At 57.4% G+C, this 26,269-nt stretch carries 25 protein-coding genes and 2 pseudogenes; 13 read left to right on the forward strand and 14 right to left on the reverse strand.

Going from position 1 to position 26,269, the window contains the following annotated elements:
* Window positions 1-5: 5 nt before the first annotated feature.
* The 4 genes from VFW72_RS12705 to VFW72_RS12720 all read right to left on the reverse strand — a co-directional run bounded on the left by VFW72_RS12705 (window position 6) and on the right by VFW72_RS12720 (window position 3,261).
* The gene (locus tag VFW72_RS12705; RefSeq protein ID WP_329674664.1) at window positions 6-1,031 is read right to left on the reverse strand and encodes a beta-ketoacyl-ACP synthase III; all 1,026 of its coding nucleotides are present in this window, start codon (window positions 1,029-1,031) and stop codon (window positions 6-8) included.
* Window positions 1,032-1,057: 26 nt separating this feature from the next.
* A complete protein-coding gene (gene plsX, locus VFW72_RS12710) occupies window positions 1,058-2,143 on the reverse strand; it encodes a phosphate acyltransferase PlsX (protein ID WP_329674665.1) in 1,086 nt (361 codons plus the stop codon).
* A gap of 131 nt (window positions 2,144-2,274) precedes the next feature.
* Window positions 2,275-2,457: a 50S ribosomal protein L32 gene (gene rpmF, locus VFW72_RS12715; RefSeq protein ID WP_329674666.1), complete on the reverse strand. Its 183-nt coding sequence runs from the start codon at window positions 2,455-2,457 to the stop codon at window positions 2,275-2,277.
* Between the two features lie 222 nt (window positions 2,458-2,679).
* Window positions 2,680-3,261, reverse strand: a complete 582-nt coding sequence (locus tag VFW72_RS12720; RefSeq protein WP_329674667.1) for a YceD family protein — start codon at window positions 3,259-3,261, stop codon at window positions 2,680-2,682.
* A gap of 45 nt (window positions 3,262-3,306) precedes the next feature.
* Between VFW72_RS12720 and VFW72_RS12725 the strand changes: the two genes are divergently transcribed.
* The 5 genes from VFW72_RS12725 to VFW72_RS12745 are packed head-to-tail and all read left to right on the forward strand — an operon-like array spanning window position 3,307 to window position 8,325.
* Complete coding sequence (locus VFW72_RS12725) at window positions 3,307-3,939, forward strand: Maf family nucleotide pyrophosphatase (RefSeq protein WP_329674668.1); 633 nt, start codon at window positions 3,307-3,309, stop codon at window positions 3,937-3,939.
* Window positions 3,936-4,787, forward strand: coding sequence for an SAM-dependent methyltransferase (locus VFW72_RS12730; protein ID WP_329674669.1), 852 nt, complete (start codon window positions 3,936-3,938; stop codon window positions 4,785-4,787). Before VFW72_RS12725 ends, VFW72_RS12730 begins: the two co-directional genes overlap by 4 nt.
* A 41-nt stretch (window positions 4,788-4,828) precedes the next feature.
* Entirely contained in the window at window positions 4,829-5,311 is a 483-nt protein-coding gene (locus VFW72_RS12735; protein WP_329674670.1) for a DUF3429 domain-containing protein, read from the forward strand.
* 51 nt (window positions 5,312-5,362) lie between these two features.
* Window positions 5,363-7,204: a peptidase M61 gene (locus tag VFW72_RS12740; RefSeq protein ID WP_329674671.1), complete on the forward strand. Its 1,842-nt coding sequence runs from the start codon at window positions 5,363-5,365 to the stop codon at window positions 7,202-7,204.
* Window positions 7,201-8,325, forward strand: a complete 1,125-nt coding sequence (locus tag VFW72_RS12745; protein WP_329674672.1) for a DUF3108 domain-containing protein — start codon at window positions 7,201-7,203, stop codon at window positions 8,323-8,325. Before VFW72_RS12740 ends, VFW72_RS12745 begins: the two co-directional genes overlap by 4 nt.
* Before the next feature lie 42 nt (window positions 8,326-8,367).
* Here the strand turns inward: VFW72_RS12745 and VFW72_RS12750 are convergent, their stop codons facing one another.
* Window positions 8,368-9,132: a DsbC family protein gene (locus VFW72_RS12750; protein WP_329674673.1), complete on the reverse strand. Its 765-nt coding sequence runs from the start codon at window positions 9,130-9,132 to the stop codon at window positions 8,368-8,370.
* An 11-nt stretch (window positions 9,133-9,143) separates the two neighbouring features.
* Window positions 9,144-10,346, reverse strand: a complete 1,203-nt coding sequence (locus VFW72_RS12755; RefSeq protein WP_329674674.1) for an FAD-dependent monooxygenase — start codon at window positions 10,344-10,346, stop codon at window positions 9,144-9,146.
* Between the two features lie 83 nt (window positions 10,347-10,429).
* Between VFW72_RS12755 and VFW72_RS12760 the strand changes: the two genes are divergently transcribed.
* The 4 genes and pseudogenes from VFW72_RS12760 to VFW72_RS12775 all read left to right on the forward strand — a co-directional run bounded on the left by VFW72_RS12760 (window position 10,430) and on the right by VFW72_RS12775 (window position 14,245).
* The gene (locus VFW72_RS12760; RefSeq protein ID WP_329674675.1) at window positions 10,430-12,319 is read left to right on the forward strand and encodes an ATP-binding protein; all 1,890 of its coding nucleotides are present in this window, start codon (window positions 10,430-10,432) and stop codon (window positions 12,317-12,319) included.
* Between the two features lie 38 nt (window positions 12,320-12,357).
* A pseudogene (locus tag VFW72_RS12765) lies at window positions 12,358-12,459 on the forward strand (GTPase); the annotation flags it as partial.
* Window positions 12,460-12,823: 364 nt separating this feature from the next.
* Window positions 12,824-13,867 (forward strand): RNase LS family HEPN domain-containing protein, encoded by a 1,044-nt coding sequence (locus VFW72_RS12770; RefSeq protein ID WP_329674676.1) that lies wholly within the window; start codon window positions 12,824-12,826, stop codon window positions 13,865-13,867.
* 9 nt (window positions 13,868-13,876) lie between these two features.
* Complete coding sequence (locus VFW72_RS12775) at window positions 13,877-14,245, forward strand: type II toxin-antitoxin system RnlB family antitoxin (protein WP_329674677.1); 369 nt, start codon at window positions 13,877-13,879, stop codon at window positions 14,243-14,245.
* 79 nt (window positions 14,246-14,324) lie between these two features.
* Here the strand turns inward: VFW72_RS12775 and VFW72_RS12780 are convergent, their stop codons facing one another.
* From VFW72_RS12780 to VFW72_RS15920, 8 genes and pseudogenes are all read right to left on the reverse strand, one after another.
* Window positions 14,325-14,810: a hypothetical protein gene (locus VFW72_RS12780; protein WP_329674678.1), complete on the reverse strand. Its 486-nt coding sequence runs from the start codon at window positions 14,808-14,810 to the stop codon at window positions 14,325-14,327.
* Window positions 14,776-16,974, reverse strand: a complete 2,199-nt coding sequence (locus tag VFW72_RS12785; RefSeq protein WP_329674679.1) for a GNAT family N-acetyltransferase — start codon at window positions 16,972-16,974, stop codon at window positions 14,776-14,778. Before VFW72_RS12785 ends, VFW72_RS12780 begins: the two co-directional genes overlap by 35 nt.
* 320 nt (window positions 16,975-17,294) lie before the next feature.
* Window positions 17,295-17,816, reverse strand: coding sequence for a GIY-YIG nuclease family protein (locus VFW72_RS12790; RefSeq protein ID WP_329674729.1), 522 nt, complete (start codon window positions 17,814-17,816; stop codon window positions 17,295-17,297).
* Window positions 17,800-18,468 carry a recombinase family protein gene (locus VFW72_RS12795; RefSeq protein WP_329674680.1) on the reverse strand — a complete coding sequence of 223 codons (669 nt, stop codon included), beginning with the start codon at window positions 18,466-18,468 and terminating at the stop codon, window positions 17,800-17,802. The genes VFW72_RS12790 and VFW72_RS12795 overlap by 17 nt, the downstream gene beginning before the upstream one ends.
* Window positions 18,469-19,102: 634 nt before the next feature.
* The gene (locus VFW72_RS12800; protein WP_329674681.1) at window positions 19,103-19,273 is read right to left on the reverse strand and encodes a hypothetical protein; all 171 of its coding nucleotides are present in this window, start codon (window positions 19,271-19,273) and stop codon (window positions 19,103-19,105) included.
* Window positions 19,274-19,573: 300 nt separating this feature from the next.
* Window positions 19,574-20,596, reverse strand: a complete 1,023-nt coding sequence (locus VFW72_RS12805) for a hypothetical protein (protein ID WP_329674682.1) — start codon at window positions 20,594-20,596, stop codon at window positions 19,574-19,576.
* A 94-nt stretch (window positions 20,597-20,690) separates the two neighbouring features.
* Window positions 20,691-21,578 (reverse strand): tyrosine-type recombinase/integrase, encoded by an 888-nt coding sequence (locus VFW72_RS12810; protein ID WP_329674683.1) that lies wholly within the window; start codon window positions 21,576-21,578, stop codon window positions 20,691-20,693.
* A pseudogene (locus tag VFW72_RS15920) lies at window positions 21,579-21,830 on the reverse strand (integrase arm-type DNA-binding domain-containing protein); the annotation flags it as partial.
* A 164-nt stretch (window positions 21,831-21,994) separates the two neighbouring features.
* On the opposite strand from VFW72_RS15920, the gene ychF reads away from it, so the two are divergent.
* From ychF to VFW72_RS12830, 4 genes are all read left to right on the forward strand, one after another.
* Window positions 21,995-23,086 (forward strand): redox-regulated ATPase YchF, encoded by a 1,092-nt coding sequence (gene ychF, locus VFW72_RS12815; protein WP_329674684.1) that lies wholly within the window; start codon window positions 21,995-21,997, stop codon window positions 23,084-23,086.
* A gap of 200 nt (window positions 23,087-23,286) precedes the next feature.
* Window positions 23,287-24,840: a methyl-accepting chemotaxis protein gene (locus VFW72_RS12820; RefSeq protein ID WP_329674685.1), complete on the forward strand. Its 1,554-nt coding sequence runs from the start codon at window positions 23,287-23,289 to the stop codon at window positions 24,838-24,840.
* A gap of 27 nt (window positions 24,841-24,867) precedes the next feature.
* Window positions 24,868-25,554 carry a hypothetical protein gene (locus VFW72_RS12825; protein ID WP_329674686.1) on the forward strand — a complete coding sequence of 229 codons (687 nt, stop codon included), beginning with the start codon at window positions 24,868-24,870 and terminating at the stop codon, window positions 25,552-25,554.
* A gap of 134 nt (window positions 25,555-25,688) precedes the next feature.
* Complete coding sequence (locus tag VFW72_RS12830) at window positions 25,689-26,267, forward strand: chemotaxis protein CheW (RefSeq protein WP_329674687.1); 579 nt, start codon at window positions 25,689-25,691, stop codon at window positions 26,265-26,267.
* Window positions 26,268-26,269: the final 2 nt, after the last annotated feature.

A 26,269-nucleotide genomic window follows, 5' to 3' on the forward strand; every position in this document is an offset into this window, starting at 1 on the left:
ATCCTTCAATAGTCGATCAAAACGGCGCCCCAGGTGAAACCACCTCCGACGCCCTCCAGCAACAGAGACTGCCCAGGCTTGACCGTGCCGGAACGAACCGCATGATCGAGAGCCAAGGGAATCGATGCCGCCGAGGTATTGCCATGCTGGTCTACCGTGGTGACCACGCGGCTGTTGGGCAACTTCAGCTTGCGGGCTGTGCCCTGCATGATGCGAATGTTCGCTTGATGTGGCACGAGCCAGTCGATGCTATCAGGGGTCCGCCCAGCCGCATCGAGCACTTCGTGCGCTACTTGATCCAGCACATGCACGGCCAACTTAAAAACAGCCTGGCCATCCATTTTAAGAGTGGGATCTCCCAGAACTTCCCCGCCGCGAAACGCACCCGGGGTGCAGAGAATATCCGAATACTGCCCATCGGCGTGGAGTCGAGACGCCACGATGCCCGGCCGATCAGACGCCTCCAGCACCACGGCGCCAGCCCCATCACCAAAAAGCACGCAGGTGGTCCGATCGTTGAAATCCAGGATGCGAGAAAAGACCTCGGCCCCGATGACCAGCGCGCGGCGCGCACTGCCGGCCCGAATCAGGGCATCAGCCACGGTCAGGGCGTAAACAAAGCCCGAGCAGACCGCTTGAACATCAAAGGCGGGACAGCCATGAATGCCCAATTTCTTCTGAATCAGGCAGGCCGTGGACGGGAACACCATGTCGGGCGTCGACGTGGCGCAAATGATCAGATCGATGTCAGCAGGCTGACAACCGGCCGCGGCAAGCGCCTGCAGCGATGCCTGCACACCCAGGTCACTGGAGGTGACATCGGGATCGGCAAAATGGCGCGCCTCGATGCCGGTGCGATCGACGATCCAGTCGCTGGAAGTTTGCACCCCACGCTCGGCCAACCAGGCAACGAACTCGTCGTTGCTCCAGCGTTTGGGCGGCAAATGGCTGCCCGTGCCAGCGATCCGTGCATAGATCGGAGAGGCTACGCCTCCGGAGGTGGAAGCTGGCGCCTCGTGTCTTGATGACATGTGTGGGGGACCGACGCCCCCAACCTTCATGCAGCGCTGCTTTGGGAATCCTGCGAGGGCAGGCTTTCCAGAGTAGCAGCGATGCGATCGTGGACGCGATCTAACAAACGATGACGGGCCGCATCATAAGCCCGATTGAGGGCATTCTCAAACGCGAAGGCATCGGCTGAGCCATGGCTTTTGAAAACGAGTCCACGCAAACCGAGCAAAGCTGCACCGTTATAGCGACGGTGATCGACCCGTTTCTTGAACTGATTGAGCACCGGCATGGCCACCAACGCGACCATTTTGGTCAGTGCGTTGCGGGTGAATTCCTGCTTGATGAAATTGGCAAACATGGTGGCCAGACCTTCCGCGGTCTTCAGCGCCACGTTGCCCACAAAGCCATCGCACACGACGATGTCGGAAGTGCCCTTGAAAATGTCATTGCCCTCCACGTTGCCATAGAAGTTGATCAGGCCACGACTGCCCGCGGTGCGAAGCAATTCACCGGCCTTCTTGATGACTTCGCTGCCCTTGATGGCTTCTTCGCCAATATTGAGCAAGCCGACGGTGGGGTTGTCTTTGCCTTCCACGGCGGAAACCAAAGCGCTGCCCATCACTGCGAACTGCAGCAGATGCTCAGCGGAGCAGTCGACGTTGGCTCCGAGGTCGAGCACCGTGGTGTATCCATCGCGCTGGTTGGGCATGACCGAGGCAATCGCCGGGCGATCAATGCCCTCCACTGTTTTGAGCAGGTAGCGGGCAACCGCCATGAGCGCACCAGTGTTTCCGGCTGACACGCAAGCGTGAGCGACAGCGGGCTGATCCGCTGACGCCTTGACCTGATTGATGGCCACACGCATGGACGAATCTTTCTTCTTGCGCAGAGCGACCTCAACGGGGTCATCCATGGTGACCACTTCGGAAGCATGCACCAAGGTCACCCGAGCCCAGTCTTTGGCGGGAGCCAAGGCCTCAGGCAAGCCAACCAGGACCAACTCGGCCTCGGGATGCTTGTCGAGGAAGGCGCGACAAGCAGGCAGAGTCACTGACGGGCCGTGATCACCCCCCATGCAATCAACAGACAGACGAACGGGCGAAACGGTAGCGTGGGATCCGGAAGCAGTCATGAAATCAGGCGCGAGTACACAGCGCAAAGAAAGAGACCCAATGACAAAAGGGCTGGAAACCGAGGGAATCGGTCAATCCAGCCCGCTTGATGGCGTATTGAGCCCAACCGATGAGGTCAGGCCATGACGACTTACGCGTCAGCCTTGGTCTTCAACACCTTGCGGCCACGGTAGAAACCGGTGGGGCTGATGTGGTGACGCAGGTGCACTTCACCGGTGGTGGACTCAACGGCGGTACCTGGGGTGGTCAGCGCGTTGTGCGAACGGTGCATGCCACGCTTGGAAGGCGACTTTTTATTTTGCTGAACGGCCATGATGGACTCCGAAAGCCGGGCTCAGGGCCCGTATGGTTGCCAGACCACACCGTTGCCAGCCAACTCGAATCCGAAAAACGGAACGGTTTGAAACCAGCCGCTTGCAGTCCGCAAGTGTTAAAAATTACTCGAACACAGGCCCAAACCGCTTGTTTGCGCAGAACCTATACCCGGAAAACTCGCGATTCTAGCACGGCTATACCGCGCAATTCAAATCGCGCTTCAGTTTTGATTCTTTTTCAGGGCCGCCAAAGCCGCAAAGGGATGAGGTTTGCCACCCGCATCGGAACCGGATTCGGGCGCTTCTGGCTCGTCCGGATCGAAAGAGCGCATGTGGCGCTCGACATCGGTGGGGCACTGCTCGTGTCTCGGCACCAGGGGCTGCGCCATGATCAGCTCGTCTTCCAACAAAGCGAGTAGATCAAACACACGACTGACGGCCAGAACGTCATCGTCGCTGTCGGCATCGAGGGCTGCAGCGGCGGCTTCGTCGTCGACAAAGCGAATCGAGCGAGCCACTTCGATGGGCAGGTCTACCGAATGAAGGCAGCGCTGGCATTCCCAGGGAAATGTGCCCTTGACCTCGACATCAAGCCACCGGTGAGGCTGGCCCACGCGTTGTTTCACAAGCCGCCCCTGTACGCGCCACTGAACCGGAGGCAGAGCAGCGAGGTCGGCCTGGGCGTAGAGGCCTTCTGCGAGGCGCTGCAGATCGGCCACCGACTGGGTGCCCTCCAGAACTTCGCCTGAATCGATGAAAGCCCCGATATCCAATTTACGGGGCACAAAGGTGCGTGGTTTCATGTCCGCAAGTGTAGAGCCACGCTGCCATGCGGCGACAATTCAGGCATGGCTGTTTTGAATACTTCGCACCCCGCATTGATTCTGGGGTCTACATCTCGCTATCGACAGGAGCTACTCTCCCGTCTACGCCTGCCTTTCCTCTGCCAGGCACCCGAAGTGGATGAAAGCCCCCTGCCCGGAGAGGCGCCTGCTGATCTGGCCAACCGGCTGGCCCTGGCGAAGGCAGAAGCGGTGGCGCAGGCCACGCAACAACCTCAGCCACGGGATGTGATCGTGATTGGCTCAGATCAGGTAGCCGACTTGAACGGCCTCGCGATTGGCAAGCCGGGTGGGCACGAGCAGGCCTTGCGCCAGCTACAGGCGATGCGCGGGCAAACCGTGGTGTTTCACACCGCTGTGGCGGTGATTCGGCCTGCCACGCACTTTCGGCAACAGGCAATGTCGAGCGTGCGCGTGACCTTCCGCGCCGATATCAGCGACGAAGAACTCGACCATTACCTGCATCTTGACCAGCCCTACGACTGTGCCGGCAGCGCCAAGGTGGAGTCGCTGGGAATCACGCTGCTGGAACGCGTGGACTCAGACGACCCGACCGCCCTGGTGGGCCTCCCCCTGATCGCAACCTCTCGCCTGCTGCGCGCTGCAGGCCTGCCTCTTTTCTCTGGTATCTCCGCATGACGTCACCCCACACGAAGGCCGACAAGGCTGAACAGCCTCAGCCCCCCAATCAGCCCCCAAAAGGCCGCTTGATTCTGATCCCCAACACCCTGGATCTGGGCTGCGTGGGGGGCGATGGGCAGCCTCCGGCGCCAGATTTGCGCGATGTCATCCCCTTGGGAGCCCTGCAAGCCGCGGCGCGCCTGCGCCACTGGATTTGCGAAAATGCCAAAACAACACGCGCTTTCCTCAAACGCGTCAACGAAATCACCCCTCTGGTGGCCCCTTTGCAGGAACTGGATCTGCAAACACTGCCCCGACCGAACAAAGGCGGTCAGCACACCAAGGGCCAACCCAATCAGGAGCAGGCCGCCATGTCTGCCCTGCTCGCCCCCGCCCTGCAGGGGCATGACATCGGACTGATTTCCGAAGCAGGCCTGCCAGCGGTGGCCGACCCGGGAGCCGCCGTGGTGCTGGCCGCACACCGGGCCGGCATTTCAGTTCTGCCGCTGTCCGGACCGAGCTCGCTGGTGCTGGCCTTGGCTGGCAGCGGGCTGCATGGACAAAGCTTTGCGTTTGTGGGCTACCTGCCCACGGACGCAGTCCAGCGCACGCAACGAATCAAGGAACTGGAGCAACTGTCGCGGCGCCACCACCAGACGCAGCTTGTGATCGAAACGCCCTACCGCAACCAGGCCTTGTGGGACGCCCTTCTGGCGCAACTGCACCCCGACACGCTTTTGAGTGTGAGTTGTGGCTTGACCCTGGAGAGTGGTTTCAGCCGCACCGACAGTGTGGCGCACTGGCGAAAGCAAACGTTGACGCTACCGAGCGACACCCCTGCGGTCTTCTCATGGCTGGCACACTGAACGCGCGCCTTCTTGCCACAATGGACCCCAACACCGATCACATGTCTGACCAAGGTTTTTCCGTGACCCACGACCCGAACCCACTGGCCCGCAAATTGGGCTATGCCGGCATCTTGCCCTTCCTGGGCTGCACTCTGTTCATCTGGCTGCTCATTGACCGAGTTGACCCGGATGTGATCGTTTTTCTGGCGCAAGCACTGGCCGCCTACGGAGCGCTGATCGTGTCCTTTCTGGGAGGCACCCTGTGGGGCTTGGCGATGCCGGGTGGCGACTACCATCAGGACCCAGCCGACGCCCAGCGTCATGCGCAATGGACCGGCATCAGCTACAGCCTGGCAGCTTGGGTAGGGGTGCTGATGCCCCCGCATGCCGGCCTGGTGTGGCTGGGCGTGCTGTTGATCGTTTGCTATGTGTCTGACCGCAAGCGCTTCCACGAACTGCACATGGAGGGGTGGCTGACCATGCGGTTCCGCCTGACTGTGGCAGCCAGTTTGTGCTGCTTCCTGTCTGCCGCACAGATCTGACCGCGCCACGCCCATCCTCCACCCATTCGATTCAGGCTCTGCCGTATCCACATGATTCAACATCGCATCGAGGTTGCCGACGCACACGCGCATCGATATCTGGTCACCTTGAAGGTGGATCGGCCCACTCAAGTGCAGCGCGTGTCGTTGCCCGTCTGGATTCCTGGCAGCTATCTGGTGCGGGAATTTGCCCGCCACTTGTCACCTCTGCGCGCCAGCCAGCAAGGCCATGCCTGCGAGGTCACGGCGGTTGACAAATGCACCTGGGACATTCATTGCCAAGGCAGCGCCGCCCTGACGGTGCAATACGAGGTGTATGCGTTTGACACGTCGGTGCGCGCCGCATTTCTGGACTCACGCCGCGGCTTCTTCAATGGCACCAGCGTTTTCCTGAAAGTGGAAGGCCGCGACGAAGAGCCCCAGCAATTGCGCATTGCCAACCTACCCAAAGGCTGGGAGGTGGCTACCGCATTGAAAGCCGTGAAGGTAACCCGAGCGGGGACGGGGGATTACGAAGCCCCCTCTTACGACGACCTGGTGGATCACCCTGTCGAACTGGGGACGTTCTGGCGCGGTGCCTTCACCGCGCGTGGTGTGAAGCACGAGTTTGTGGTGGCCGGCGCACCCGCCGACTTTGATGGTGAACGCCTGTTGGCGGACACGCGCAAGATCGTCGAAGCCCAGATTCAGTTCTGGCACGGCAAGCGCAAATGCGCGTTTGACCACTATGTTTTCATGCTCAATGCGGTGGAAGACGGCTACGGCGGGCTGGAGCACCGGCGCAGCACGGCTTTGATCTGCAGCCGCAAGGATCTGCCGCGCGTGGGCAACGGGGCCAAATCAGATGCCTATGTGACCTTGCTCGGCTTGATCAGCCATGAGTATTTCCATACATGGAACGTCAAGCGGCTCAAACCGGCCGAATTCGCCCCGTATGACTTCACCGGCGAGAACCACACGCGACTGCTGTGGTTCTTCGAAGGCTTCACCTCGTACTACGACGACCAGTTCCTGCTGCGCACCGGACTGATCGACGCAGCGACCTATTTGAAGCTGCTGGGCAAGACCATCAACCAGGTCTGGAGCACACCGGGACGCCATGAGTACAGCGTGGCGCAAGCCAGTTTCGATGCCTGGACCCGGTACTACCGACCGGACGAGAATTCAGCCAACGCCACCGTAAGCTATTACACCAAGGGCAGTCTGGTAGCGCTGGCGCTGGATTTGAGCCTGCGGCAACTGCCCCCCGTTGAGGGCCATCAGCCCACGCTGGACGGTGTCATGCTGAAGCTATGGCAGCTGGCTCGGCCCATTACCCACGCTGACATTGCCAAGGCGCTGGCCGATGAAGCTCAGCAGTTGCCGCCCAAAGACCTCCCCTTCCAGGCACGCAACGCCAGTGGCGCGTGGGCTGAAGTACTGCACGCCTGGACAGAGACGACCGTGGAGTTGCCGCTGCCCCAACTGCTGCTGGGCGCCGGTGTGGCATGGAACGCCAAGCCAGCCCCCCTGGCTCAACGGCTGGGCGTGAGGCTGAGCGAAAGCGCAGGCACCCTGAAGGTTCAGGCCGTGATGCGCCACAGCGTGGCTGAACAAATGGGCTTGAGCGCAGGAGACGAGCTATTGGCCCTGGACCCATGGCGATTGCGGAAAGTGGAAGACCTCCAGACCTGGCACACCCCCAAGGCTGACCAGCGCCTGCTGATCTCGCGCGATCAGATTGTGATGACCTTGACCTTGCCCGCACTGGATGCCCAGGCTCAAGGCAAAGGCAGCCGCCGCGCCGCATCGGCACCCATGATGGGCGCAAGCATTGAGCTGATTCAACTGCTGCCAGCCACCAATCCTGAACCGGGGGCGACACAACTTCGACAGGCATGGCTGAGGGCATGAACCCAACACAGACCTCACGCCGCCGTCGACAAGGCTGGGTGCTGGCGGGTTTGACTGCGGCATCGGTGCTATTGCATTTCCTGGTCACCGACCAGGTGGGGCGAACTTTACCCACGACGGAAGATGCCAACGAATCGAAGATCAAGCGGATGGAAGCGACCTACGTCAAGGAGGTCAAGCTGACCGCTCCGCCTGTCGGCGTTGCACGCCCCGCGCCGGCCCCTCAAGCGCCTGGCGCATCTGGCAAAGCAAAAAAGCGGAAAGTGCTCCCTCCCGCCAAGAAGGCCTCACAAGAGGAAGACAAGCCTGCCGTCGTGGCAGAAGCGGCATCGGCCGCGTCCGCAGCTGACCCAGCTGCCTCGGCCCCCACGAAAGTGGCTGAAGCCCCGCCGGCACCTGCTTCCACGCCAAGCAGCCCAGCGAAGGGGCCAACATTTGAATGGCCCAAAGCCACCAAGGTCAGCTTCAAGCTGGATGGCTACTTCCGCGGCCCCATCACGGGCACCTCGGCCGTGGAATGGCTTCGTCAGGACAACCGATACCAGGTCCACATGGACATTCAGGTCGGTGGCGGCCTCTTCACCGTTCAAGCCACCAGCGAAGGGGAGATCACACCCGATGGGCTTTACCCCACCCGCAATGAGGCCAAGGGGCGCCGCATGTTCATTGACGCTCCCGTGCGATCCATTGTTTTTGACCGCGACGAAATCACATTTGCGAACGGCGACAAGGCACCCCGCCCCCCGGGCGTTCAGGATCTGATCAGCAACATCATCCAGCTTGCATACCGGTTCACTTTGGACCCGAGCCTTCTGAAGCCCGGCAACTCGATTCCCGTGAAGGTGGCGACAGCCAAGCAATTGGAGGACGTTGTGCTGGACATCGTGAATGAAGAGACGATCGATTCACCCATGGGGCCGCTCAACACATTCCACGTCAAGCCACGCAAGCTGATCGACACCGGCAGCCCGTTGCCCCCGATTGAAATCTGGTTTGCACCGAATCTGCAATATCTGCCGGTGCGCATCTATGCCGAACGCAAAGACGGACCGCGTGACAAACAGTTCACCATGGACATGCAGATGGAGCGCCCGCCTCAGCAGGTAGGCGCTCAGGATTGAATGTAGGAATAGGAATGGCTCAATTCGAGCCACTCACCTCATTCATTTGGTCGCGGCTCTCACCAAGCGCTGCTCGATGACCGAAGCGGCAGCCGCACCACCAATGCGAGTGCCGTCTTCAAAGAAGATCGCCGGCGTGCCGCGAATGCCCAAGCGCTGTGACAAGGCCAGGTTGCGCTGAGCGGGCGAAGCGCACATGCCGAAGCTGCGCGCCGGCTGAACACCTGCCAGCATCCAATCACGCCACGCCTGAGTGCGGTCTTGCACGCACCAGATGTTGTCGAGCTTGACTTTCGAGTCGTCACCCAGAATGGCCACCATGAAGGTGTACACCGTCACATCCTTGAGTTGCTGCAGGTCTTTTTCCAGGCGTTTGCAGTAGCCGCAGTTGGGGTCAGCAAAGACGGCCAAGCGGCGCTTGCCCGTGCCGGTTTTCCAGACGATGGCATCACGCAGGGGCAAGGTGTTGAAATCAATGCGGCTGATTTCTTCGATACGGGCATCCGTGAGGTCCCTGCCCGTGCGGGTTTCGATCACATGACCTTCGATGAGAAAATCGCCGCTCGCGTCGGTGTAGTAGATGTTGTTGCCCGAACGCACTTCGATCAGCCCGGCAAACGGCCCCGTCTGCGCGCCATCAATGGGCGGCGCATCAGGAAGGCGCGCCAGCTTTTGCTTGATCGCAGCCAACTGGGCCGCAGGCAGCTCTCCGGCATGAACCGACCAGGCACAACATGCGGCAGCCAAAGCAACAGACCATTTGGCAAAGCGCCCGACAGCTTGGCGACGAAGTGAAAGCACTGACATGGATACCCTTTTCAGGAAGCGTCCAACGCTCGCCCAACCAGCCACTGCTTGATCGGCGTCGCGCGCTGAACCATGGACATACCGAGATTGCGCAGGTCTTTGACAGGACCACGCGAGTCGGCAAACAACTTGAGCAAGCCATCGGTCAGACCTTGCATGGCCTGAGTGGGCAACTGACGCTGACGCACATAACGATTCAAGGTGCGCTCATCACCGGGTTGACGCCAAGGCTCACGCTTGCGGGCGTCGGTCAGCACGGATACCAGGGCATCGACGTCGGCCAAGCCCAGATTCAGACCTTGACCGGACAGAGGGTGAACCTGATGTGCGGCATCGCCCACCAGAACCCAGCCGGCTCCAGCCCATCGATTGGCTTTGGCCAAGGCCAACGGCCACCCAGCCACGGACGAAGTCAAAGACAAGGCCCCCACCCGCGCGGCCAGTTCGCTGTCTGACTGATAGATGGCGTCGTTCAATTCACGCTCGAAGTCCTCGGGGGCCAAGGCCAACAGGTGCTCGGCCCGTGCTTTAGGCACAGACCAGACCAGGCCGTAAGAAGCCAAGGGATCAGGGTCGTTGAAAGGCAGCAAAGCGAGGATATCGGGCGAGCGAAACCATTGACGCGCCACGCCATGATGGGGCTGTGTGGCCTTCAAGCGGGCTGCCACGCCCCAATGGCCATAATCTTGGCGGGTGAATTCGACTCCAAGCGCAGCGCGTGTGGTGGACTGTTTGCCCTCGCACACCGCCAGCAAGTCTGCCAGCACTGACGGCCCCTTCTCGGTCACAGGAGGAACCACCTCAACCCGAGGCGCGAACTCCAGCGCCTGACCCAGCAAGCGCTCCAAGGCACCGGCATCGACAATCCATGCCAGCTCACTGACCTTTTGCTGCCAGGCCGAAAACGTCAGGGCGCCGGACTCGTCACCGCGGATGTCCATTTCCAGCACCGGAGCAGACCACTGTTTCAAAGCTGGCCAGACCCGCAAACGCTCGAGCAAAGCGATCGAACGGGCGTTGAGGGCGTAGGTTCGGATGTCGGTCGACCCCGTCGGCACGACTTGGGGCGATTTGGCCCAGGCCACGCTCCACCCCTCGCGAGACAGAGCCAGCGCCAGGCTCATGGCCACGGCACCAGAGCCGCTCACACACACATCGAATTGATTCGCCGACATCACGCTTACCCACACCGCAAGCCCAACAGGGCCGCTCATGAAAACACATCCTGACACCGCAAGATGGCCACCCGCTAATCTAATATGGTTTTGTGTCGTTACACCGAAATGAGCCAGCCATCATGGGCACCACCGCCAGCCACCAGCGATATCTGTCGCTGATCGAGCGCAAAACGCTGTTGCGCTTGTACCTGATCGCCTCAGTGGCCACCATGGCGATGTGGATATTCGAAGGTCTCTTCGAAGTGGCTGCCCCGCATGATCGCTGGGCGCAGCCGCTGTTTGCACTGGTCATGCTTGGGCTGTATGCCGGCCTGAAGCGCTACCCCGACGCCATGGTGACCACCCAGAGAATTGGGGTCTTCACATTTGCGGCCTACTTCGTCGCCAGTTCGGTCAGCGTGCTGTTCATGGGGACAAGCACCCCTTCGCCCTACTTTCTGGTCAACAACCTGATGTGGATGCCGGTGATCGCCCTGGCGTTTCAACTGGCCTTTCCCTGGCGTTGGGCCGTGGCCCTGTCGCTGGGTCTGTTGGTGCTGGTCGCGTTGCCTGCGGCCTTGCTGGAGTCGATTCACGGTGACCCCGCCTGGCGAGACGCCATGAAGTCGTTCATGATCAATGGCGCCTTGATGCAGTTGACCTTCCTGCTTTGCCTGACCAGCGTGGACCGACTGAAGAACGGCATTGGCCTGATCGTGGCTGGACGTGAGGACGGCACGCAAGACGCCCGACAAGCGCTGGAGCTCTGGGTTCAAGATCGCACCGATGAGCTGGCACAGGCCAAAGAAGCGGCTGAGGCAGCCTCACAGGCGAAAAGTCGTTTTCTTGCCGTCATGAGCCATGAACTGCGCACGCCGCTGCATGCCATGCTGGTCTCGGCTGATTTGCTTTCTGACCGAGAAGGACTGCCGCCCGATGAGGCTCGAGACAAGAGACTGCTGGACACAATCCAGACCAGTGGGCACCACCTGCTCAGCCTGATTGACCAGATTCTCGACCTCTCGCGCATCGAATCAGGCCAATTGACACCCCAGGTCCAGGTTGTCGATCTGGAGCAGGTCATGCGAAAGGCGTGCGATGCCGTCAAACCCATGATCGAGGCCAAAGGCCTGCGCTTGCTAACGGGACTGCCCGAGCACTTTGCCCGCACCCGCATGGGTGACGAGTTGCGCCTGACTCAGATTCTGATCAACTTGCTGGGCAACGCCAGCAAGTTCACCCAGCAAGGCCATGTGGCCGTGTCGATTGGCCCCACACCGGAAGGCGACGAGAACACCAGATCGGAGCCAACCAGCCAATGGGTGCGATTCAGTGTCATCGACACCGGCCCCGGAATGGATCAAGCCCACCAAGGCAAGGTATTCGAGGCGTTTTACCAGATCGACAGCGCCAGCACACGCAAGAACTCGGGCGTGGGCCTGGGGTTGACCATTACCAAAGAACTGGTGGCGCTGATGGGCGGCCACCTGAGCTTGCGCAGCACACCTGGGCTGGGTACTCGGATCGACATTGACTTGCCCCTGCCGGAAGTTGCGTCATGCGCCCCCCCCTCATCGCCCTCCAGCGAGGCAACGCTGACCACCTTGCGTGGCCACACGGTGCTGGTGGCCGATGACGATGAGCTCAATTGCATGCTCGCCAGCGACGTCCTGACACAGGCGGGTGCCTTGGTCCACACCGTCGCATCTGGCGCGGCTGCCCTGGCATTTCTGAAGTCTCACCGCCCCTCGGTGGTGCTGATGGACTGGCAAATGCCCGACATGGACGGGCTGGAGGCCACACGACACCTGAGAAACGGTGAAGCCGGTGAGCTGTCACGCGATGTGCCGGTGGTGGGATTGACCGCCAACGCCTTCCCGCAAGACCGACAACAGTGCCTGCAGGCTGGCATGAACGCCATCCTGACCAAGCCCGTGAACCGACAACAATTGCTGCGCGAACTGGCGCAATGGGCGGTGCACGCACCTTTGAGAGACACACCCGAACCGGGTAAGCCAGGGGGGGCGTAAAATGCCGGGTTTTGAATCCAACCCCCTCAGGAACATCCATGAGCCTCAAGTGCGGCATCGTGGGTCTGCCCAACGTCGGCAAGTCCACCCTCTTCAACGCCCTGACCAAGGCCGGCATCGCGGCTGAGAACTATCCCTTCAAGGGCTAAGGCCAAAAGTTCCTTTTAAATCAGTCACTTACGTGCTTTCACAAGCATTTCCAAAGCAAGACTGAGACAAAAACGACTCAGGTAAGTCTACATCTGCGATGGAAGCAGAAGGCCGCGACATCCTTGAGGCCCGCCATGAATCGATGACGTATTGCTGTCAGCGGTGACCACGCCCAAGTTTTGGGCTTCCGAAATTGTGACCGATTGACCTAACTGTCCGAATTCCTCGTTCACGATGGACAACATGCATCTCTGCCGCACGCGGCCAGTATTGAACTAAGTAAATCGTGAATGACAATTCACCCTGAAACGCAATATTTATGCATCCCCAATAGTTGGGTCAGGGCAAAAAAAGATGTCAGAGTTCAACGCTTTACTGCTGGATGTCAACAAGATCGAAGGGGCCATTAGAGGCTTTCCTGGAGTAAAAAGTGTCAATGGCCCTACATCCACCCTTGACGGGAGGGGACAAACATACGAAATCGAACATCAGGATGGCGCAGTCGCTCTACTCATGGTTTATCTGAGAGGAGATGGTCGGACCACGCTTCAATACAAGGTCGGGAAAAATCAAGCGTTGTCGTTGTCCATCGCCGAACACGTTCGCCAAACAGCAGCAAAAATTCAGTTTGACCCTAAACCGCTCGCGCTGAAATTTATTTCTAAGGAAGATTGGGACTATCTTAGAGAGGCCCTGGCTGCTGACGGTTTAACCCTATCGGCAGAGGCGCTCGCCCATGGTGAGCGCTACAAAGTGACAAGCAGTGGAACTGATTGCGTTTACGTTCATCGCTACAACACTGGCAAATTTCTCATGCAAGGGCGTCCTCACAACGCCTACAGCAAAGTGGTTGATTGCCTAAGCTACATCTCATCAGAGAAGAAGGAGCTCATCGACGCTCAGCTGGCCACTGTAGAGATCACATCAATAGACAGCACGGGGCTGTTACGCGAGCTAGAACAGAGACTACCATCAGCATGTAAGCGAATGGATGAGACATTGAAGTTCATCCTCGCGCCGGCTCTCGCAGTTCAAAAAATTTCCATAGATTTGCCAGATTACAGCCTGGTTGCATTCCCCGCCTTAAGGGGGCTTGAGGGCTGCATCAAGCACTTATTTGCGTCTCGGGGCTATAGTCTCGGCACGAAGCTGAACATTGGCGATCAGTTCGACAGCAACAGAAATCTGAAACCGTCTGTGCAAGCAGCGCTGAGCTGCACAGCTACGTCGGCATCAATTGAACTACTCTATGCCAACTTCAGCAAACATAGAAACAGCCTAATGCATGTTGACAGCTTTGTTCCGATGACGAGAATTATTGAGAAGCAAAGCGAAGCTATCGGAATCGTGGATAGCGCTCTGTATGTGATCGAAAAAGCCTACTCAAACATTCCGTAAAGCAATAACATGGCCAAGCCGTTTGAAGTCAAAGCAGTAAAAGCAGGTCGCTTTCAAGCGGTCAGCTTTTCGCTCGACTCAACGCGGCCGGAAGAGTATTTTCATAGCTTAGAAAGCACGCTCAGCCGTATGAAGGTAGACGGTGACGTGCTTCTGGATCTGCTTGCGTGCAACGGCCAGACGACTCGACGCTTTTTCGCCGTTCATTTTGATGGGCGAAAGTTGCTTTTCCATACCATGCGTGTTGAGAGAGCACCCCTGCTAGATCCTGCTCTTCTAGATATCTGCGGTTCGTTCTACGCGAAGAACAAATCCAAGCTATCTAATAGCGTTTTGTCCTCTATGGCTATTCAGAAATTGGGATCGACTGCTCATTGACGAGCACGATTTGCAATCGGCACTAGGCGATATAACGAGGCCCCGCGAGGGTCATTTTTGCGCGTGTCTTATGCTCCGTTTACATTGCTAGCTCTTCTTGAATTGCGTGCTTCTTCAAGCGCGCTTTAGAGGTGATGCTCTTTGCCAGTAACCGCTGTAATGGCGACTTCATCAATACTTTCAAGTAAAACTGAGGCGGCTGAAAGTTTTGAGACAGTTCTCTCAACTCAGTCAGTTTTATGGGCGTTTCCAATGCTCGTGGGTTCTTCAAACCTAACGCGAACGCCTTGGTGGAATCAGCAAAATAAGATTTGAACTCTTTGTAGTGCAGCCCAGTCACTCCGCCCAGCTTCCTCCAAATCGTGGACGGCGCGGCGTATTGATGGTCGCTCACTTCGGCATACCCGACGACAGCGGCAATCGGTGTCTTAACGTAGAGCCAAACAATGGCTCCTTCTTCAACATGCATCTTTCGGCGGCGTAACTCAACTGTCTTCTTACCAGAGAGGATGTTGTTCGCATGCCTTTCTTCAAGCGAAATGAGAAGCTGGTTGCTGTTGTCCATGAATGCCTTTACCGATAATCGCCTGAACTTGGTCAGAAGAAAGTCTCTGCGTTGAAATCAACTGATGAGCCTCCCCACATCCTATTTCTTTGAGCGCGAGTTGGCTCACTGGATGTGAGAGTCTGATCAAGTTGTCGAAGGCCGTGATTGTCTTAGTCTTTGATGTGCCAATCGCATTAAGTTCGCGGATCGAAAGCACAGATCCGGCTACGTCCTCTTCACTTGCCTCTGTCGCCTGCAGCACGTAGCAGCTAGTCACGCGGCCTACTGCGATCACCGCCCCTCTTCCTCTTCGCTTTCCTGATTCGTAGAAAAAAATCAGATCGCCTTGGGCAAATTTCCGTAGCGTGCGAGAGTCGCTTATGTATTGTCGCTGAGGCGCAAGTTGTGCCTTGTTCATCGGGAGCAATGAGCCTTGGGGAGAATCATGAAATAGCTGCTCGGCGAATGGACGCAGTATAGGAACAAGCACTCCGGATCGACCGGGAAGACAAAACAGAGCCGGAGCCAGGAGCGATTCGAGACGCGTTAAGGAGATATGCGCTTGCTCACCATCTACTCGTTTGACCGGTAGCTCCTGTTCGGGGCCTCGGTAGCTTCTAGGACAGTCAGGCAACAGAATGTCGCACGCCAAGTTCAAGTCATGCCTTACCTGCTCCCAGTTTGACGGCGTTATCAAACGTCGAACCACGATCTTCTGCATCTCGTTGGGGCGACTTGCTGACTGTGTATAGCCAAATCCCACCGCAAGCTCTTTAACCGACACTTGTTTGTCGGCGCAGATAAGCCGAATGCGTGTTATGTGTTCGTCAGCCGGCTGAGCTTGCAGGTGTATGAGCATCGCGCGAATGCCGTCTGCACCGCCCTCGCTTTTCTCTGATGACGCTATATGCGCCCAGATCTGATCCGAGGAGATGCTCCGAGTCCAGGACATGTAGCCAAGTAGCGCCCCGTCGCAGCGGGTCACCATTCTAGCGACCACGGAACTATCTCCCCCGAATGCCGCCCAAGGGCCAGCTTGCTCTGACTTTGGTATACCAACATCCGTCAACAATGATTGGATTTCACGCTCATCCTCTACCGTGGCGCTTTCAAGGGTAATCAGATGAGCATCAGACGACTCGAGAGCAGAAGCGGCTCCACGGTCCTCCTCCGATATTTGAAAGGCCTCAGGAGAGATCGCCTCAATGCCAAACTGCTTACGCAACTGAGGCGAGCAATCTTGAATCCGTCGCTCATTGGTGACAAGCCCCGGCAGCTTGTGGTAGATGGCCGTAGCAAGGTGACGCAGGTCTGATTTATCGTTAGAGGTTAGCCTGTTACCCGAGGCTCTCTCAGGAAAAACTATCAAAGCCAAGCGCGGGAGAAGATCATCTAAAAAGCTTTGATCCGGGATAGGGAATTTTGGGAGCGTGCCTGCAAGCGCTTGCATGGGATCAGTCTTGCCAGCGTAAGCATGCCGCTTAAGTTCAACATCGATTTCCGTGCTAACAGCCAGTGAACACGCCTGGATCCTCTCAGCTTTAAAAATGGACACCGCGCTTTCGTGTCTCGGTCGCCTTGGACCTAGATCGAAAAGAACGTTGAGGTCAAGAAGGTATTGCGGCGCCCCTTCGACGTCATTGAACGTCAATCCAAGAGGGTTCGCACTATCGATGCCGCTGGTCGCAAACAGTTGCAAAGTGGGGAGCTCGTGAGCGCGAACATGAAGCATTCGCTTTCGTGCAATACCGCCCTGGGTGACTCTCTGTGTATAGAAACCTTGACTCTCCCAAAAGACGTTTGCGCCACGCAAGTCGTCAGCCACTCTTGCGTAGATGGAGATGTAGTTCAGATCGGCCAAGTGCCTTTTGAGGGCATCAACGAGTGCTCGCCCTACACCTGCAGATCTTTGCGTAGGCAGCACGAACAACTGTCGGACAGTTGCCTTTGGGGCGCTTGCGCTAAAGAGCAAATGTCCGGCGTAGGCTTCGGTGTTATCTGAGGCTGAGTGGATAAGCGCTACCAGTAACTGCTCTTTGTTTGCGAACTCTCGATAGACCGCGCTGGGGAAAAAGCCCAGTGAGTCCTTATCGCTATCCGCTGCCTTGTTTACTTCGTCAACCCATGGCTGCACGTCGTTACGGCTGATGACTATCCGAAAACCTGTATTGTTGAGACTCATGCACGCCCCTGATTGCTTATTCCTTCATCAACGCCTGGACACATTCACGTTGGCTTTTATCAGGTAAATATAAGGGGTTAACAGCGGAATGTTCAGCCTTACAAGGCAGCCATCACAGACACACTGTCCGCTCAGAGCCAAGAATTTACTTTGACAGCGTTGACAACGGCTCTCCACTCCGCCTAGGCCATTGCATGGCTACCGATCTGCAGAGGTCGCAAACGTGACGGATATCGCCCGACTGCTTAACCAAGGTCTACTGGAATGGCGGCTTGGCAGGCACACCGACACTTCAAGATCAAAGCCAAATCATCAACGCCTCAAATGCACTCCTGAGGATTGGCACTTCCGCGTTGGTTTCTGACAAATGTGCTCACGTAGTCGCGCACCATGGGCTTTTCCCGTTCACTGGAAGGCAAACGACAGAACTTACGGTAGCGAACCAGCTTGTCCTCGGTGTTGCGAATGGATGCCTCTGGCCCCCAACGGCCACCGACCATCTTGTTGTATCCATTCAGATGCTCCAATGCATCCCAGGCCAAGATGAGCATTCGCTCAAACCGACGGCGGGTTGCCACGCTGCCTTTCACTGGCTGTTCATAGAAAACGAATGCACCGGCACCAAAGGCAACCCAGTCCTGCTGCAAGCGAGGAAGGTGGAAATGATCCCCTGCACGGAGGCGTGCTTTGTGCTCTCCGATGCGCTTATTTAGGTCTGCAGATGAACCAACGTAGATCTTTCCATTCGCCAGGCACCGGATCGCGTAGACCCCTGACACAGGCTTGGCATTTTTAGTGCGACTAGCCATCACAAAGTCCATCTGATTACGAACAAAAAGCACGTTCAACCAAACGCTGGACTTGACAAAGTGACCAGCATCCACCGCGCGGAGCCTTGATGCCAAGCTCATTCAGGTGCGACACCATCCCGCGTCTCGTCAGGCCTTGCTGTGACATCCCCACGACCAAAGGCTTCAAGCGCGCAGCAAAAGCCAAGGCGTCTGCGGCACGTGCATCAAGGTGTGGACGCAAGTTCTTTGGACCAGACACACCCAACACGACACCCCGAGCCTTGGCCGCAGCCAACGCTGCCTTGGTTCGCTCGCTGATCTGGTCACGCTCCCACTCCGACATGACCGCGTGCATCTGGATCATGACCTTGTTGGCTTGGGGCATGTCAGCCGCGACGAAGTCGACACCTGTCTCAATCAAGCCCGATACGAAATGCACGTTGCGGGCCAAGCGGTCCAGTTTGGCAATCAGCAACGTGGCCCCCTGCCGCCTACACAGATCCAGCGCCTTACGCAGCTCAGGACGTTTCTGAAGGGCGTCGGCACCCTTCCCTGTCTCAACCTCAACAAACTCAGCCAAAGCCGTTCTACGGCCTTCCGAGAGGTATCGGCACACCACCTCACGCTGCGCATCCAACCCCAAACCGGATTGCCCTTGCCGTTGAGTGCTTACCCGGTAATAACAAACGAACTGCTTTTCCATACCCCCACCCTTTTGTTCACATTTCAGAACCACCGTTCAATATGTGAACAAGCATAGGAGCTCGCCGCTTGCAACGCACAGCAACATGTTGTTTTGGCGAGGACTGCCATACCGGGCTTGACGCCGATGGAGCGACGTCCTAGGTGGATTCAAGACTGATTAGGGGTGCCCGTTATTCAACTGGATGAAGGCCACGAGGCTCTTATACAGGCGGAGATTTTGGTTGAAATAAGTTGTATGTAAGTTGAGTGATTTCCGCCTTAAAAAACTCTTACAGCTCAACTTTCTTAGAGCTTTTATAAGAGATCACTGCGGACAACCTACTCTGTTCTTTGAATAGCCTCTACCACCGAGACTCTTATACAAGGCTCCACTCGACCTAACCATCCAATTAATGTTACGCCTCACTATCTAGGCTATCTAGGCTATCTAGGCTATCTAGGCTATCTAGGCTATCTAGGCTATCTAGGCTATCTAGGCTATCTAGGCTATCTAGGCTATCTAGGCTATCTAGGCTATCTAGGCTATCTAGGCTATCTAGGCTAGCTAGGCTAGCTAGGCTAGCTAGCACCCCTAGTAGCAAGGCGCTGTTCGCGCATACTGTGTGGGACCACCGTCCGTCTACCTCACCCGGTTACTCATCCCGTTTCGCGGCCGACTCGGCCGCAGTCATCTGGCGAGTTGAACGGCTCTCAATGAATGTAGCCAGAGCCATCTCAATCAATTGATCCAACGATGTGCTTTGGGCAACAAACAGCATGGCTTTTTCCAATAGGTCGTCCTCAATATCAACATCCACTTCCATGTCATCCTCCGCTTCAAAAGCTCGTCTGTCCGGTCATCATATTGACGCAAGCGGATCCAATGACGTCATGGCTGCGCTTGCGCAGCCATCTTCAACACCGAACCGATGGGGGTGAGCCGAAGTCTCTCTCCCGGCGTGGGTCCTAAAGACACAGAGAAATCAATGGGGAGCGAAGCTCCCCAACGCCGTCTGCGTTAGCAGCGGCGTAAGGCTTCGCCCTTCAACTTTCAAAGTTATTCACTACTGACTTACATCTTATGGCGGGAGTGAGCCACGCAGCGCATCAGCAAGTGATTGATTTCAATAGCCTTTTTCCACACCGCCTGATTTGAAGTCCCCGCGAAGTGCCTGCGGGCTAGCCACACCCAAGCCTTCGACGTAATCCAAGATGTGCCGCTGAATGTTTTTCAGCTTGCATCGAATGGTCTTGTCATCCAATTGCGGCAGGCCTTGCATCAGGGAAGCCAGTTCCCCGATCTGACGCATCGATGCAGATGCGCCAAGGTATACCGCAGCGCGCCAAACTGCTTCATAGCCACGCCGGTGAGCGTAGATACGGCGATCACGTTCACACCAAGCGTTGAGGCCCTGAATGAAGAGAGACAACGGAGCTGGACGAAAGTGGCCATCCTTCCGGGATCCTTTCTCGATACTTTCAACTTGGCATTTCAACTTCGATTCGCGAAGCGCCAGAAGCTGAATTTGTTGCAGCCTCGTCAACCTCAACATGTCAACCACCCGGTGATCAGATTTCCATTTCTCTTTGGCAAAGTCCCATGCCAAAGCAATTGGAAACGCCCTGTCGTGACAAAAAAGCGGCTTGTATTCGATGTCCTTGGGGCGCAAGACGATGCTTTGTTTGGTGGAGTGCAACCAGTGACAATCGATCACGATCTGGTCTCGATGGATTTTGTTAAAAACATCATCACCTTTTTTTTTGCCTGTAAACAATGCCGGGCGGAAGGCTGGGGCCATGACGCCTTCAAGGTTCATAAGAAGTGACAGGCGGCAATATTCGGCACGCACCTCGGCGTAATCGCCGTGCTTCGCAAGATCTTCTACCAAGACACTCATTCGCCCGTAAAGATCATCAACCACGGGAATCTCACTCACATCCAAACAAGGGAAAGTGTTGAATTGCTTTGAAGTTCTCAAAGCGCGGGCCGCTCGAACAGCCAGCGCATCGCGTTCCGTAGGTTCGTCAGAGAGCTGACTCAACAGAGCCTCCGTATCTGGATCCAGAGGTTCATCCTGGTTATCTGGCCTAGCAAACTGCAGTTCACTGGGACAGTGTTGAGCGGCATCTTCGTTTTTTTCAATCATTGCGCATCTCCTATATGGCGTTTTGATCCAATAGGTATAGAGGGCAAAAAATTATTGGGCACAAAAAGGTGTAGGCAGTTTTGGCCCAAAAGCCTCAGTCATCTCTCATCCGGCAAAGATGGAGCAACTGACCTTGGATGCGACTTAGTCCGTCCGCAACGTCTGTGGTCGTCAGCTCCACATAGTGCCGATACATGACGTCCGTTCTGGGTGGCGTGTGGTTCAAGATGCGGCGCATCACGGCGTCGGTAACACCCATCTTTTGGCCGGTGGTGGCCAACAACTTACGCAGGTCATGGAGCATGAACTTAGGCGCACCAGCACGCTGTGCCATCTGCGCAGCATGGTCAGCACTCACTCCAGAAAAGACTTGGTCAGTCGGCTTCAGAGAAGCACATAGAGGCTCCAGAAGTGATCGTAGGACCTCTGATATGGGTAGGGAGTGTGACCGTCCGTTTTTCGTCTCAGGAGCCGTTAAAACGAGTTCGTGCAGGTCTACGTCGCGACGTGTGAGTCCACGAACTTCGTTCTTGCGCATCCCGGTCAACAGCGTGACAAGCAGATAGGCGCGAGGTCTTTGTTCCAGCCTGTCCAGCGCTGCAAACCACACAGGAAGAGACTCAACCTGAAGCAGCCTCGGCCTCGGCTTGGCTCGATCCGGCAAGAGTCCAGCACTGGCTAGCCGATCAAACGGCGATGCCAGCTTCAATCCATAAACGGCATTGATGTAGCGAATCAGGGCTCCGATCAGGCCACGAATCAACTCAACCACTGCGGCGCCCTTAGTTTGGCCCAGCTGCTTGCAGTGCTCGCCAAACTTCGGTGTGCTCATGACATCGACTAGACGGTCCTGCCAATCGGTGAAGTGGACGCGAAGAACGGACTCATAACGCCTCTTGCTGGAATCCTTGATTTTCTTGGCCTTGCAGTAGTCCGGCAGCAGCTCACGAAGCGTCGGCAGCGTTCGCTGAACAGAAGTCACGGGGCGCCTTCCTGCCCGGCATTCACGCAGCACAGCCATAGCTGCCACCCTGGCCTCATCCACGCTCATCAATGGCCAATGACCAAGCGTCATCCGGAACTGCTTTCCAGCGACGCTTGTGGCCACCATGAATGTGCGACGACGCGCGCGCAAACACACACAAAAGCCGCAAAGCATGCGGTCGCGAAGGATTCGACCGTCCGTAGCTCGCTCTCTAAGTAGAAGCGCCTCGCTGATCATTACAATCGGCATCTAGAAACCGGGACAAAACTGGAACAAAACTTTGCGAAAAGTTCGCAAAACGGCTTTGAGTCGTTGTTTTGTCCGCCCGGCCCGAATACACACCGATCAGGCACTTCCACCACGCCCACATTGGGTTCGATGGTGCAGAAGTCTTTGATTTATAAGGAATTTTCATGAGCCTCAAGTGCGGCATCGTGGGTCTGCCCAACGTCGGCAAGTCCACCCTCTTCAACGCCCTGACCAAGGCCGGCATCGCGGCTGAGAACTATCCCTTCTGCACGATCGAACCCAATGTGGGCGTGGTGGAAGTGCCCGATCCGCGCCTCGACAAGCTGGCCGAGATCGTCAAGCCCGAGCGCATCCTGCCCGCCATCGTGGAGTTTGTGGACATTGCGGGCCTCGTGGCCGGCGCGTCCAAAGGCGAAGGTCTGGGCAACCAGTTCCTCTCGCACATTCGCGAAACCGATGCCATCGTCAATGTGGTTCGCTGCTTCGAAGATGACAACGTGGTGCACGTGTCGGGTAAGGTTGATCCGATTGCCGACATCGAAGTCATTCAGACCGAACTGTGTCTGGCCGACCTGAGCACAGTGGAAAAGAGCCTGGTGCGCTACAACAAGACGGCGCGCGCTGGCGACAAGGAAGCCCAGGCCCTGGTGAAGGTGCTCGACAAGTGCCAAGCCGCCTTGAACGAAGCCAAGCCCGTGCGCTCGATCGATTTCAGCAAGGAAGAACTCGCCCTGCTCAAGCCCCTGTGCCTGATCACGGCGAAACCGGCCATGTTCGTGGGGAACGTGTCGGAAACCGGGTTTGAGAACAACCCACTGCTTGACCGCCTGAAAGAATATGCGGCAGCCCAAAAGGGTGAAGTCGTGGCCATTTGCGCCAAGACCGAGGCCGAACTGGCTGAAATGGAAGACGAAGACCGCGCCATGTTCCTGGCCGAGATGGGCCAGGACGAACCCGGTCTGAACCGCCTGATCCGCGCCGCGTTCAAGCTGCTGGGCCTGCAAACCTACTTCACCGCTGGTGTGAAGGAAGTGCGCGCCTGGACCATCCACATTGGCGACACAGCACCGCAAGCCGCCGGGGTGATCCACACCGATTTCGAGCGTGGTTTCATCCGCGCCCAAACCATTGCGTATGAAGATTTCATCCAGTACAAGGGTGAAGCTGGCGCCAAAGATGCCGGCAAGATGCGCGCAGAAGGCAAAGAATACGTGGTGAAGGACGGCGATGTGCTGAACTTCCTGTTCAACGTCTGATCTGCTTTCAATGAATTCCGGCCACATAGCGTGGCCGCCGTTAAGCCCAGCTTCGCAAATGCGAACTGGGCTTTTTTCATGGGATTCACTGCGGTTGTGCGCCTTAAGTCGGCTTTGAAAATGCCGAAACGCCAGGGGTCAAGGTGTCCTGACTGGTTTGGGCATCGAGTGCACGAGCACAGCTTTACCGGAAGATCGTCATGAATTTCTCTCGAATCATGCGTGGGTTCACCATCCAGACCCGCATGTACAGCGCCATCGGTGTCGTCCTGAGTCTGCTGGTCCTGGTTGGCGGCGTTGGGGTCGTCGGCATGAGAGTCAACCACCAGACCGTCGCCGTTTGGCAAGAGGCCGCGACCGAAGCGCAAACCATGGCCACGCTGCATGCAGCCGTGGGTCAGATGCGGATGCACGAAAAGGACATGGTGCTCAATGCAGGCCATGCAGCCCAAGTCGACACAAGCCACAAGCTCTGGCAAGCCGATGTTGCACGCATCCAGAGCATCGCGGCCAAGATGCTGGAAGGCGAAGAGGACGAAGACAACCCACTGGTGAAGTCGGCCATGGCCCAGCTTGATGAATACCGTCAGGGCGTATCGGCGCTGAGTGGCCAGTTGGCGCAAAGCGATATCACCATTCAGGACGCTGCGTCGCGCATGGCTCCTTTCGCGAAATTGGCCAACAAATTCGACGAACAACTGGAAGGCGTCGACAAGATCGTCAGCCAGGAGTTGCAGACCTCCGCACAAGCCGAGGCCAACAACCTGAATGCGACCATGGCTTGGTTCGTGGCTTCAGTTGTTCTGGCCATCGCGGTGGTGGCGCCAACAACCATCCTGAACCAGGTGTCGATCTGCCGCCCCATTGAACAAGCTCGTCAGATGGCCTTGGGCATTGCACGAGGCGATCTGGGCCAGAGAGTTGAGGTCATCGGGGAAGACGAGCCTGCTGAGCTGCTTGCCGCACTCAATGACATGCAGGAGTCGCTGAAGGCCATCGTAGGAGAAGTTCGTCGCTCGGCAGAGTCGATTTCGATTGCCTCCACAGAAATCGCCAGCGGCAACATGGATCTGTCGAATCGGACCGAAAGCACCGCTTCGAGCCTGCAGGAAACCGCGTCGTCTATGCACCAGTTGACTGAAACCGTTCAGCAAAGTGCAGACTCGGCCAGCCAAGCCAATGTGCTGGCCAGCGGTGCCGCAACGGCGGCCGAACGTGGCAACGCCATCGTGTCCGAGGTGGTCGCCAACATGGGCGAAATCGACAGCACCAGCAAGCGCATCAACGACATCATCAGTGTCATCGACGGCATTGCATTCCAGACCAACATTCTGGCTCTCAATGCTGCCGTTGAAGCCGCGCGTGCCGGCGAACAAGGACGCGGCTTCGCCGTGGTCGCCGGAGAAGTGCGCAGCCTGGCACAGCGCAGCGCTTCGGCCGCCAAGGAAATCAAGCAACTGATTCTCGCTTCGGGAGAAAAAGTGGAATCGGGTACCCGCCTCGTTCACGACGCTGGGGCCGCCATGCAAGAGATCCTCAGCAGCGTACAGCGAGTCTCCGACATCATCGGCGAGATCACCAGTGCTTCGAACGAACAAAGCCATGGGATCAACCAGGTCAACCAGGCTGTCACAAGCCTCGACCAGATGACCCAGCAGAACGCCGCCCTGGTTGAACAGTCGGCCGCAGCGGCCGCCAGCTTGAAAGAACAGGCTGGAAAATTGACTCAGTCTATGGCGGTGTTCCGAGTTTGAATGCCCAATGCTTGCGAGGAATACAAAATGAGAAGCATTTTTATTTGCATCGCAGGCGCTTTATTGGCCAGTCAGGCCAGTTGGGCCGCGCGCCCGTTTACGGCTGAAGACGCGGCAGTGGAAGACCCAGGTGTATGCCACCTTGAGGCTTGGATCGACCACGCCGCCGAATCTCAGCACAACCACGTGGCCCCGGCCTGTGGGCTGCCCCACGGCCTTGAACTGGTTCTAGAGCTGGACGCCCCCTCTCAACACCGCACCGAAGTCCACGCCATTGCATCGGCGTTGCGCTGGGCACCGGAAAGCTGGGTCTGGCAGGGCTGGCGCTTCGGGGGCAAGTTATCGAGCGCACATGAACGCGCCCCGGGCGACGGCAAACACCACTACGCTGGCTGGAGTGCCTTGGCCATCGCGTCTCACGCCTGGAACGATCAATGGAGCACGCACCTGAATCTGGGGCATGCACACGATCGGATCGGCCGCGAGGATGCCACCGTCTTCGGCGCAGCGCTCACCTATTCGCCTCATGAACGGGTGATGCTGTTTGCCGAGATCAACGGTGACAACCACTACACGCCCACACAGGCGGCCGGCATGCGCTACTGGCTCATTCAGGATGTCCTGGGCCTCGATGCCACGGTGTCCAAAGCCAATGCCACACCCAATAGCACCACGTGGGGTATCGGGTTTGGCTGGTACGGCTTGCGGTTCTGAGTCCCATGGTCACGGGGAACAGAAATCGGAGCCATTGCCCCTTAAGTTTTCCCGCACCAGACCGATAGTCCTACTGGAAAGTCAAACACGGTGTGCGCCCCGCTCGGCGCACGACGATTGAATCGAGGACGAGCATGGAAGCCCTAAAAGAAGCCCCCACCAAGGCACCCGCAGTATCCGGGGTTGCCCCGCACGGTTTCGGTGCGCGAGCCAATCAGGCACGCCAAGTCCGTCATGCGGCATCCGGTCGCGAATACCTGACCTTCCGCCTCGGTACCGAAGAGTACGGCATCGACATCCTGAAGGTGCAGGAGATCCGCTCGTACGAGCCCCCCACCAAGATTGCCAACGCCCCGTCCTACCTGAAGGGCGTGGTCAACCTGCGCGGCGTGATCGTTCCCATCGTCGACCTGCGCGTCAAGTTCAACTGCCTGAACGAAGATGGTCAGGCTGGCATTGACAGCTTCACCGTGGTGATCGTGCTGAACGTGCGTGGTCGCGTGGTCGGCGCTGTGGTGGATTCGGTCAGCGACGTGATGCAACTGGCTGAGCAAATGGTGCAGCCCGCGCCCGAAATGAGCACTTCGGTGGTGGACACCACCTACATCACTGGCATTGCCAATGTGAACGAACGCCTGCTGATCTTGATGGACATCGAGTCTTTGATGAGCAGCTCGGAAATGGGCTTGATCAACAGCCTGGCTGATCACTGATC

The organism is Aquabacterium sp., from assembly GCF_036273115.1.
In the GTDB taxonomy this organism is placed as follows: Bacteria; Pseudomonadota; Gammaproteobacteria; order Burkholderiales; family Burkholderiaceae_C; genus Aquabacterium.

Bases quoted from the DNA above. Each gene is read 5' to 3' on its own strand.
- VFW72_RS12760 (WP_329674675.1), top strand. From the start codon at position 10,430: ATGGGCACCACCGCCAGCCACCAGCGATATCTGTCGCTGATCGAGCGC.
- VFW72_RS12720 (WP_329674667.1), bottom strand. From the start codon at position 3,261: ATGAAACCACGCACCTTTGTGCCCCGTAAATTGGATATCGGGGCTTTC.
- VFW72_RS12820 (WP_329674685.1), top strand. From the start codon at position 23,287: ATGAATTTCTCTCGAATCATGCGTGGGTTCACCATCCAGACCCGCATG.
- VFW72_RS12780 (WP_329674678.1), bottom strand. From the start codon at position 14,810: ATGGACAACAGCAACCAGCTTCTCATTTCGCTTGAAGAAAGGCATGCG.
- VFW72_RS12795 (WP_329674680.1), bottom strand. From the start codon at position 18,468: ATGGAAAAGCAGTTCGTTTGTTATTACCGGGTAAGCACTCAACGGCAA.
- VFW72_RS12730 (WP_329674669.1), top strand. From the start codon at position 3,936: ATGACGTCACCCCACACGAAGGCCGACAAGGCTGAACAGCCTCAGCCC.
- VFW72_RS12750 (WP_329674673.1), bottom strand. From the start codon at position 9,132: ATGTCAGTGCTTTCACTTCGTCGCCAAGCTGTCGGGCGCTTTGCCAAA.
- VFW72_RS12725 (WP_329674668.1), top strand. From the start codon at position 3,307: ATGGCTGTTTTGAATACTTCGCACCCCGCATTGATTCTGGGGTCTACA.
- VFW72_RS12830 (WP_329674687.1), top strand. From the start codon at position 25,689: ATGGAAGCCCTAAAAGAAGCCCCCACCAAGGCACCCGCAGTATCCGGG.
- VFW72_RS12705 (WP_329674664.1), bottom strand. From the start codon at position 1,031: ATGTCATCAAGACACGAGGCGCCAGCTTCCACCTCCGGAGGCGTAGCC.
- VFW72_RS12740 (WP_329674671.1), top strand. From the start codon at position 5,363: ATGATTCAACATCGCATCGAGGTTGCCGACGCACACGCGCATCGATAT.
- ychF (WP_329674684.1), top strand. From the start codon at position 21,995: ATGAGCCTCAAGTGCGGCATCGTGGGTCTGCCCAACGTCGGCAAGTCC.
- plsX (WP_329674665.1), bottom strand. From the start codon at position 2,143: ATGACTGCTTCCGGATCCCACGCTACCGTTTCGCCCGTTCGTCTGTCT.
- VFW72_RS12755 (WP_329674674.1), bottom strand. From the start codon at position 10,346: ATGAGCGGCCCTGTTGGGCTTGCGGTGTGGGTAAGCGTGATGTCGGCG.
- VFW72_RS12770 (WP_329674676.1), top strand. From the start codon at position 12,824: ATGTCAGAGTTCAACGCTTTACTGCTGGATGTCAACAAGATCGAAGGG.
- VFW72_RS12775 (WP_329674677.1), top strand. From the start codon at position 13,877: ATGGCCAAGCCGTTTGAAGTCAAAGCAGTAAAAGCAGGTCGCTTTCAA.
- VFW72_RS12735 (WP_329674670.1), top strand. From the start codon at position 4,829: ATGTCTGACCAAGGTTTTTCCGTGACCCACGACCCGAACCCACTGGCC.
- rpmF (WP_329674666.1), bottom strand. From the start codon at position 2,457: ATGGCCGTTCAGCAAAATAAAAAGTCGCCTTCCAAGCGTGGCATGCAC.
- VFW72_RS12805 (WP_329674682.1), bottom strand. From the start codon at position 20,596: ATGATTGAAAAAAACGAAGATGCCGCTCAACACTGTCCCAGTGAACTG.
- VFW72_RS12800 (WP_329674681.1), bottom strand. From the start codon at position 19,273: ATGGAAGTGGATGTTGATATTGAGGACGACCTATTGGAAAAAGCCATG.
- VFW72_RS12825 (WP_329674686.1), top strand. From the start codon at position 24,868: ATGAGAAGCATTTTTATTTGCATCGCAGGCGCTTTATTGGCCAGTCAG.
- VFW72_RS12785 (WP_329674679.1), bottom strand. From the start codon at position 16,974: ATGAGTCTCAACAATACAGGTTTTCGGATAGTCATCAGCCGTAACGAC.
- VFW72_RS12745 (WP_329674672.1), top strand. From the start codon at position 7,201: ATGAACCCAACACAGACCTCACGCCGCCGTCGACAAGGCTGGGTGCTG.